This is a genomic window from Marinobacter sp. (assembly GCF_035268745.1).
Taxonomy (GTDB): domain Bacteria; phylum Pseudomonadota; class Gammaproteobacteria; order Pseudomonadales; family Oleiphilaceae; genus Marinobacter.
In genome coordinates this window covers 1-8,523 of sequence record NZ_DATFKH010000014.1, presented here as the reverse complement: position 1 = coordinate 8,523, position 8,523 = coordinate 1, and the positions used below count along the sequence as shown (strand labels likewise).

Here is an 8,523-nt window from a genome sequence, read left to right as displayed (position 1 = left end):
GTGGACCAGGTCTCGTCCAACACCGAATCCGTGGACAACTGCTACGAAGACTGGGTAGCGTTTAACCGCAGCTCTGGGATGCGCTCCAGCGCCTATGAGCACCTGATTCCTGAGCGTCTGTTCTCTACGGAAGAAAAGGCGGCTGAAGGTGTATCAACCGCCAAGGCCCTTGCATTGGCGATGGCTCAGGGTCAACGGGTTTATACCCTGACCCAGGACAATAGCCACAACCTGAGCCAGATCACCATCGAAAGGGAGGCCCGCTCAGAAATCCAGAATGACATTGCGCGCGGCTATTTGCATCAGTCGGGCGAATCGTCGCTGGTCGCCTGCTAGGGAATAGCCTGGACTTCACCGAACTCCGCCTGCGCTTTTTCCAGCAATTTTTTCAGAGGTAACAGCTCCAGATGCCGCTTGGCGGTAATGGCATAAAAGCGCTCTACAATGTCGAGCACACAGTATTTTTCCAGCCGACCGGTTTGCAGTTCATCCTGAACCACGACTTCAGGGACCACAGCAAGGCCCCCCGAGTCACGTGCGAGCAATCGCAGCATGGCCATGTCATCAACCTCGGCATAGGGCGTTATTTCAACACCTGACTGGCTGAGCAGGGTATCAAACTGACTGCGGATATCGCTGCTCGGCCCTGGCAGCAACAGCTTGGCATTCACCAGATCGTCGGGGAAACGGAAGGCCCCGGCCGCGTCGCCTGATGGCCCGACAATGCAGACATTCTGTTCGGCAATCTGCTGACAGCGCCAACTGGTTGACGAATCCGCCACCACAGAACGGTTGGAAAGTATCAGATCCAGCTTGTGGATACTGAGCAGGTCCAGCAATTCCTCAAGGCTGGCCGATTGCAGTACCAGCCTGACCTGGGTCTCGCCGATCACCGGCCGCAGGAAGTTTTCCTGGAAATTCCTGGACAAGGTGGCAACCGAGCCAATACGCAACCGGCGCAGGTGCTGAAGCTCACCACTCTCGGTCAGGGACAGCAATTCGCTGCCGAGGCTGAAAATACTCTCGGCGTACTCCAGCACCAGATGCCCGAACTCGGTCAGCCTGAGCGAGCGACCCTCCCGGGTGAACAGCTCATGCCCCAACTGCTCCTGCAACTGGCGTATTTGCGACGAGAGTGCGGACTGGGAAACGTTAAGTTGTTTAGCCGCCCGGGTCAGATGACCTTCTTTAGCGACGACCCAGAAGTAGTGCAGGTGATGAAAATTGAGGTGTCTCATGCAATCAGTTCCAGAAAAGAGAACATTATCATCTTAATCATCTATTTTAAAATTCTGTTGCATCGCGAGATGATGGCATCGACGCCCCCATGACAAGGACACGAGCATGTTGAGCAATCCGGAAAAATCCAATCATCTTTTAATCGACGGCGAGTTTTCAACCGAGGAGGCCCGGACCATTCTGATGACGTTAATCGAGAACAAGATCCGCTTTCACCAGCAGGAAAATCTGAGTCAGGAAGAACGCTTCGGAATCGCCGGTAAACGCAGTAGCCGCCGAATTGATCAACTGCTGCAGACCAAGGCGGATTTAGCCGCTGTTATCGACGATGCGCAGATGTCCGGTGAGCGACTCGCCATCAACTGCACCATCGAGATCAGTCGCCTGCGGCCATAGTCCCGGCTTTTGAGAACGTTCTTTTTAGAAGAACAAAAATCAAAGAAATATATATTTTTATTTACCATTAAAAGTCTGGATACTTTGCCTCAAGAGATATTTTCCGATTCCGAGGCCTAGTTTCATGTTTGATTTCCATCTATTGGAGCCTGTTTTCCTGATCCTGATCCCCGTCTTTTACCTGGGCGGAGCGATCGCAACTTCCGTTTTGCCGTCTCATCCAGGCGCCAGTGGTGGCTCGTGGGTTTTTGATCTGGCTTTTATATCGGCTGTCATATCCGCGATCGGTGGCTGGTGGTGGCAGGGTACGTCAACCTGGCTCAATCTGGCTCCCCTGGCCCAGGTGATGGTGCTGCTCATCACCGCGCTGGGTATGATCCTGGCACGCTTTTCAAAACGTTATCTTGCTGGCGACCCTGGCCAGCCGCGGTTCATGGTCTGGTTGCAGTTGACACTGACCAGTGTCGCCCTCATCGCCACCACCAATCATCTGCTGGTTTTCCTCGGCAGCTGGATTGCCATCAGCATCAGCCTGCATCAGTTGTTGATGTTTTTTCCGCAACGTCCCCGGGCAGCGCTGGCCGCCCACAAGAAATTCATTTTCGCGAGACTGGCGGAGCTTTGTCTGGTGGTGGCGTTTGTGCTGCTTTACGTCAGTTACGACACTTTTTCGATTGATCAGATCCTGGTAATGGCTGCAGCAGCGACAGAGCTGCCGCCCGCCGTGACAATCTCTGCCCTGCTGATGGCAGTGGCCGCACTCTTCAAATGCGCCCAGTTGCCGTTTCATGGCTGGCTCATTCAGGTGGTGGAGGCACCCACACCGGTCTCGGCCCTGCTGCACGCCGGGGTAGTCAACCTGGGCGGATTTCTGATGATCCTGATGGCACCGCTGATCTCCCAGGTGGCGGCCGCCCAGTGGCTTCTGCTTCTGGTCGCAGGTCCCACGGCAGTGTTTGCCAGTCTGGTCATGATGACCCGGATTTCCATCAAGGTGAGGTTGGCCTGGTCTACCTGCGCCCAGATGGGCTGGATGCTGGTTGAGTGCGCCCTGGGGCTTTATGAGCTGGCGCTGTTGCATCTGCTCGCGCATTCCGCCTACAAGGCACACGCTTTCCTGAATGCGGGTAATACGGTGGAGATATCGCTGAAGAAACGGCTTGTAGCCATCAGTAATCCCGGGTTGAAGGAGGTGGTGCCTGCGGCTTTGCTGGCCCTGGCTCTGATGGTAGCGAGCGTTTCGGTGGCAACCGCTTCGGGGCCGGCACAGGTTGTAGCCTGGATCGTTCCGGCACTGGCACTGACAATACTGCTGTCAGAACTGTTTGCAGCAGGCGGCGGCGTTATTTTCATACTCCGAGGTCTGGTTCTCGGTGCGGTTTTCTGGGCGCTTTACTGGGCCCAGAAAGCCGCCTCCCGGTTTTTACTGGCGCCGCCGGACAGTACCGTCAGCCTTGCAGCAATCAGCTTTACCGGCCTGCTGCTGATCATGCTCATTATCGGCTATTTTCTGGTGCGCTACCGCCGTAACTCGCCCCTGGGTATCCGCTTCCATCGCTTCCTGTTTGCCGCTGCCTACCTTGATGAGTGGGCAACACGGCTGACGCTGAAAATCTGGCCTGCCCAACTACCCGATGTAGTGCAACCGCGCAGCGTGGTACCCGTTTCCTCATCCTCTGGTTCCAAGGAGTCTGTCTGATGTCAGCGTCGAGCCCCTTACTTTCTGCCGAAACCGGCGCTTCTCAAACCGACTGGCATGCCGCCATCGCGGAAGCATGCGGCCGGGTTGCGCCAGCCTGGCCACTGGACCAGATCAACGCCATAAACCCGTTCTGGGAGATGCGCAACCTGCCACTGACCAAAGTTGCCGCGCGCATGGCGGCGCTGAATGGCACCTGCTGTCTGAACCAGGATGCGCTCGGCAGCGGCGCTGATGGCGAAGACAGCATCCATTCGGTGAGCATGCCCGACCACTGGCAGAACCTGAGCGCACAGCTTGATCGCCATCGCGATACGGCTCACCAGGTCAGCTGGCAGGATGAAGTTGTGCACCAGATCAGCCAGTTCTGCGGTGATTACTTCCAGCGCCTGGATGCGGGTGAGTTTGAGGCCAGCGCCCAGCATCTTTATTACAGCTGGCTTGAAATGACCCGGTCCGACCGCGGCATCGCCATTGTAATGGGCGAGGCCACCCTGCCAGAACAGTTCCGGCTTCTGCCGGATCAGGCTGATCATCTGAAAGCCGAGGCTCTTGCAGCCCTCGTCGTGGCCCAAGAGCACGCACCGGAGTACGCGCACGCGCTGTTGCTGGATATAAACGGATGGTCATCCTGGGCCGCTTACCTGCGCTGGCAGGCGAGACTGCAGGGCCATGAAACCGATCTCTTGCCGGGGCTTCTGGCCATTCGTCTGGCCTGGGAGCTGGCGTTGTGGCGCCATGTCGAGGAGGTTGGCGGCGCAATTTTCACCAATCTCGAGCAGCGGTGGACCAGCCAGTGGCAAGTCTGGCCTTCGATACTGGCGGCCCACGAGCGGTCCCAGATTACCGGATGGCAGCTGCAGCAGCAGGCAGAATCCGCCTATCAGCAACAGATGGCTGAAAAACTGCTGGGCTCGCCTGCTGACGAGGCCGCCGCCGACCAGACACCGAAGCTGCAGGCGGCTTTCTGCATTGATGTGCGCTCGGAGATTTTTCGTCGGGCGTTGGAAGACCAGGACCAGACCATACAGACTCTGGGATTTGCCGGCTTCTTCGGACTGCCGATTGCCTACCAGCCCCGGGGCACGGAATTCAACCGTCCGCAGCTGCCCGGATTGCTTGCGCCGGCGCTGCAGGTTACCGAAACAGAACCCGCTGCCGGAGTCTGTCGCCAGGCGTTGGCCCGTCACTCCCACTGGACAAGGTTCACCAGTTCAGCGCCCGCAAGTTTCAGCTACATAGAAAGTTTTGGCATCGCCCGCCTGGGCCGGCTGGTAAAAAACACCTTCCTGGGTGACAAGTCCAGGCATCCAGTGGATCAGCTCCACGAGGGCCACGGCGAATTCGAGATCCGCCGCAACGGGGTGCTGTTGAGCACCGCGGAAAAAGCCGGGCTGGTAGCGGGCATTCTCCGGGCCATGTCCCTGACCCGTCAGTTTGCAGCCACCGTGCTTCTGGTGGGCCACGGCAGCAGCACCCGCAACAATCCCCACGCCTCAGGGCTGGACTGCGGGGCCTGTGGCGGACAGACCGGCTCAGTGAACGTCCGGGTGCTTGCGTATCTGCTCAATGACACAGAGGTGCGGTCCGCCCTGGCAGAGCAGGGACTATTGATTCCGCCGGAGACCCGCTTCATTGGGGCACTGCATGACACCACAACCGACGAAGTGGTCTGCGCCGGTCAGGTCCCGACGGAAATCCAGGGGCTTCTTCTTCAGGCGGGTCGTCAGGCCCGTCGCGAGCGGGCCAGACGCCTGGACCTGGATACCACAACCGATGTTGACAAAGCCATCATAAAGCGCAGCAAGGACTGGTCGGAGGTACGTCCTGAATGGGGGCTGGCCGGCAACGCCAGTCTGATTGTGGCCCCGCGCTCACGGACGCGCCACCTGAATCTGGAAGGGCGCAGTTTCCTCCACGACTACCGCTGGCGCGACGATGACGGCTTCGGGGTACTGGAGCTGATCATGACCGCACCGATGCTGGTTACTCACTGGATCAACTTTCAGTATTACGCTTCGGTGACGGACAACTTCCGTTACGGCAGCGGTAACAAGGTTCTGCATAACGTGGTTGGCGGACATCTTGGGGTTTTTGAGGGTAACGGTGGCGATTTGAGAATCGGTCTGCCGCTGCAGTCAGTTCACGATGGCCATCAGTGGGTCCATGAACCACTGCGGCTGAGCGTTTACCTGGCTGCGCCGAGGGAAGCGATTGCCGACATTGCCAACCGACACCCAGTGGTGCGGGAACTGATCGAGAATGACTGGCTATATCTGTTCCGGCTTGATGATGAGCAGGGCGTTATCGAGCGTTTCTACCGGGACCAGTGGGAAATCGCCGCAGATCAGGCCAGCCTGGCCAGGACCTGACTTCCTGGCTGGCGCCAGCAGAATGGGAAGAAGATCTGAAATATTTCGTTACAATTTAAGCCAGCCAGGGGTAAAACCGCCTCACCACAGGTTCGTAGAAAACAGGGTTGTATCCGAATCGATCAAAGGTGAGGCTGCTTATGAGCAAGGCGCCAGGTGATGACCAGAGCTGCCGGACATTCTTGAAGCGTGGCTGAATGATGCTTTCTGAGGAGAGCTGCAAGGCGACGCTGCAACACCTGATTGCAGCGTCGCTCGCGTCCGGCCGTGGCGTAACCGCCAACGAACTGATCGCGGACCTGGCCGTCGGTGATGACTTGCGGAACGGGCCTGCGGCCCTCGATTCCCTCGACCAGCTGTCCGTCGCCCGCCGGGTCGCCGAATTCTTTGAACTGGAGAAAGCCGGTATCGAGGAATGGCTTCTGCGGCGCAGCAGTCTGGATGTCTGGAGCCGGCTTGTCCTTGAGAGCCTGAACAACGGCGCTGTCACCCACCTCTGGTTCCGGTCTGGAGGCTCCAGCGCAGAGCCCGGACTGATTTCCCAGCCGTTGTCGCACCTGTTGAAAGAGGCGGATAACCTCAGGGAGCTGGTGGGTTCCAGTAAACGCATTATTGCACTGGTGCCTCTTCATCATATTTACGGCTTTATCTGGGGGCCATTGCTGAGCAGCCAGATGGCCGTGCCTCTGCTTCATGGCCCGGAAGCCCAGGCGGCCGCCCACAACGATCTTCGCAGCGGTGACCTGCTGCTCGGATTTCCCCAGTGGTGGCGCTATTTCGGAGGTGTTCGCGGTCGGCTTCCCGCTGGCGTCAGCGGCGTGACATCCACCGCCCCCTGTCCGCCGGAGTATATTGAGCAGGTTCTGGCCTGCGGTCTCCAGACCATGATCGAGGTCTACGGTTCCAGTGAAACGGCGGGCATAGGCTGGCGTGACAGCACGGCTGGCGGCTACCGGCTTTTCAGGCACTGGGCGCGGCATGGCGATCACTGCCTCGAATCCGACCAGGGCAACATTGTTCCGTTGCCGGACCGGGTCCAGTGGCGAACAGACCGGTCACTGGTCCCGACCGGGCGGCGGGACAATGCGGTTCAGGTGGGCGGAATCAATGTCTGGCCCGAGCGGGTCCGCGCCTTCATTGAAACCCACGCGCGGGTCGGCTGTTGCACGGTCCGACCCATGAACACCGAGCAGGGCACCCGTCTCAAGGTGTTTGTTGTCCCCGTCGGGCCGGCGGGCAAGGATCTGCACTCAGAGCTGCGTGACTGGTTCAGGGCCGGGCTGCCGACCGCCGAGCGTCCGATCCATATCACGGTGGGCGATCAACTTCCCCGCGACCACCTGGGAAAACTCTGTGACTGGTAACCCGGTAGAACTGACAACCCATGGACTGTCCCTGAACCAACTGGAAGCGGTGGCCTTTGGAGTACCGCTGATGCTGAGTTCCCGGGTTCATCAGCGGGTTCAGCTCAGCCATCAGCGCCTGACCCGCTATCTCGATGAAAATCGCTGTATTTACGGCGTAACCACCGGCTACGGACCGCTGGCGAATACCCTGGTCGGCCGCGACCACTGCTTCGAGCTGCAACAGAATCTTGTTGCTCACCTGAGCTCCGGCGTGGGCGCGCCATTGAGCCGCCTCCATACCCGGGCCACCATGGCGGCACGCATCAGTGCCTTGTCGCGGGGCTATTCCGGAGTTGCTCCCGATGCCCTCAACACCCTGCTTCAGTGCCTGAATCTTGATGCCATTCCGGTAGTACCAGCGATGGGGACGGTGGGCGCCAGCGGTGACCTGACGCCACTGGCACACATTGCCGGTGCGCTCATGGGGCAGGGCGAAATCCGTCTCGCAGGGTGCGCTCCCAGGCCCGCCCGGGAGGTCCTGGAGGCTATCGGAGTTGCGCCCTTCGAACCCGGCGGCAAGGACGCCCTGGCACTGGTGAACGGGACTTCGACCATGACCGGCATTGCCGGCCTCAATGGCACCGGAGCCAGCCGCGCCCTGCGCTGGAGCGCGTTGTTGAGCGCCGCCCACGCCAGGGTCCTTGGCGGCCGGCTTGAGGCCTGGCACCCGGCGTTTGGCGAGCTTCGCCCCCATCCCGGGCAACAGCGCCTGCATCGCTGGCTGAACCGGCTTGCCGGGAACGCCGGCCAGGCGTCCGCGGATCCGCTGACGGTCGAGGCCGACAGCCTGGCCTACCTCGATGCAGCAATACAGGACCCGTACAGTTTGCGGTGCGCACCGCAGCTGCTTGGCGCCGTCAGCGATCAGATTGAATGGCATGACCGCACGGTTCACACCGAGCTTAACAGCGTGACCGACAACCCCGTTTTGCCGGAGGCCCCGGAGCTTGTGCTGCACGGCGGCAATTTCTACGGTCAGCACGTCGCACTGGCTTCCGACGCGCTGGCCAATGCGGTCATCACCATGGCCGTGCACGCCGAGCGGCGGATTGCACGCCTGTGCAATCCACGGCTCAACGTCGGTTTGCCCGCGTTCCTGCAACCGGAGAACACCGGCCTGCAGAGCGGCTTCATGGGTGCTCAGGTGACCGCCAGTGCGCTGCTGGCGGAAATGCGTACCATGGCCACGCCCGCCTCAATCCAGTCGATACCCACCAATGGCGACAACCAGGACGTTGTCACCATGGGCACGATTGGTGCCAGGCGCACGGGGGAGCTGTTACAGCTGCTCTGTCTCATGCTCGCTATTGATGCCCTGATGGTGGTCCAGGCGCTCGACTTGCGTTCCGATGAAGCCGGTGGTGCCAGCTTTGACGGAGCTTGCGGCCGGCTGCAGGCCTGGGTTCGCGAG

At 59.7% G+C, this 8,523-nt stretch carries 6 protein-coding genes and 1 pseudogene; 6 read left to right on the top strand and 1 reads right to left on the bottom strand.

The genetic code is table 11. The features are described 5' to 3' along the window. A pseudogene (locus VJ956_RS00985) lies at nucleotides 1–336 on the top strand (sugar-binding protein); the annotation flags it as partial. Here VJ956_RS00985 and VJ956_RS00980 read toward each other — a convergent pair. Next, nucleotides 333–1,238: a LysR family transcriptional regulator gene (locus VJ956_RS00980; protein WP_324080664.1), complete on the bottom strand. Its 906-nt coding sequence runs from the start codon at nucleotides 1,236–1,238 to the stop codon at nucleotides 333–335. The pseudogene VJ956_RS00985 and the gene VJ956_RS00980 sit on opposite strands and share 4 nt — an antisense overlap. Before the next feature lie 106 nt (nucleotides 1,239–1,344). On the opposite strand from VJ956_RS00980, the gene VJ956_RS00975 reads away from it, so the two are divergent. The 5 genes from VJ956_RS00975 to VJ956_RS00955 all read left to right on the top strand — a co-directional run. After that, nucleotides 1,345–1,635, top strand: a complete 291-nt coding sequence (locus VJ956_RS00975; RefSeq protein ID WP_324080662.1) for a hypothetical protein — start codon at nucleotides 1,345–1,347, stop codon at nucleotides 1,633–1,635. 124 nt (nucleotides 1,636–1,759) lie between these two features. Continuing rightward, nucleotides 1,760–3,334 (top strand): NADH-quinone oxidoreductase subunit L, encoded by a 1,575-nt coding sequence (locus VJ956_RS00970; protein ID WP_324080660.1) that lies wholly within the window; start codon nucleotides 1,760–1,762, stop codon nucleotides 3,332–3,334. Next, nucleotides 3,334–5,706 (top strand): DUF2309 domain-containing protein, encoded by a 2,373-nt coding sequence (locus VJ956_RS00965; protein WP_324080658.1) that lies wholly within the window; start codon nucleotides 3,334–3,336, stop codon nucleotides 5,704–5,706. Before VJ956_RS00970 ends, VJ956_RS00965 begins: the two co-directional genes overlap by 1 nt. A gap of 197 nt (nucleotides 5,707–5,903) precedes the next feature. Beyond that, the gene (locus VJ956_RS00960) at nucleotides 5,904–7,070 is read left to right on the top strand and encodes a hypothetical protein (protein ID WP_324080656.1); all 1,167 of its coding nucleotides are present in this window, start codon (nucleotides 5,904–5,906) and stop codon (nucleotides 7,068–7,070) included. Continuing rightward, nucleotides 7,060–8,523, top strand: a 1,464-nt coding sequence (locus VJ956_RS00955) for an aromatic amino acid ammonia-lyase (protein ID WP_324080654.1), incomplete at its 3' end; no start/stop codon positions are given. The genes VJ956_RS00960 and VJ956_RS00955, both read left to right, overlap by 11 nt.

What these genes read in the sequence shown, in the direction of transcription:
- VJ956_RS00980 (WP_324080664.1), bottom strand. Translation starts at nt 1,238, where the DNA reads ATGAGACACCTCAATTTTCATCACCTGCACTACTTCTGGGTCGTCGCT.
- VJ956_RS00960 (WP_324080656.1), top strand. Translation starts at nt 5,904, where the DNA reads ATGATGCTTTCTGAGGAGAGCTGCAAGGCGACGCTGCAACACCTGATT.
- VJ956_RS00970 (WP_324080660.1), top strand. Translation starts at nt 1,760, where the DNA reads ATGTTTGATTTCCATCTATTGGAGCCTGTTTTCCTGATCCTGATCCCC.
- VJ956_RS00975 (WP_324080662.1), top strand. Translation starts at nt 1,345, where the DNA reads ATGTTGAGCAATCCGGAAAAATCCAATCATCTTTTAATCGACGGCGAG.
- VJ956_RS00965 (WP_324080658.1), top strand. Translation starts at nt 3,334, where the DNA reads ATGTCAGCGTCGAGCCCCTTACTTTCTGCCGAAACCGGCGCTTCTCAA.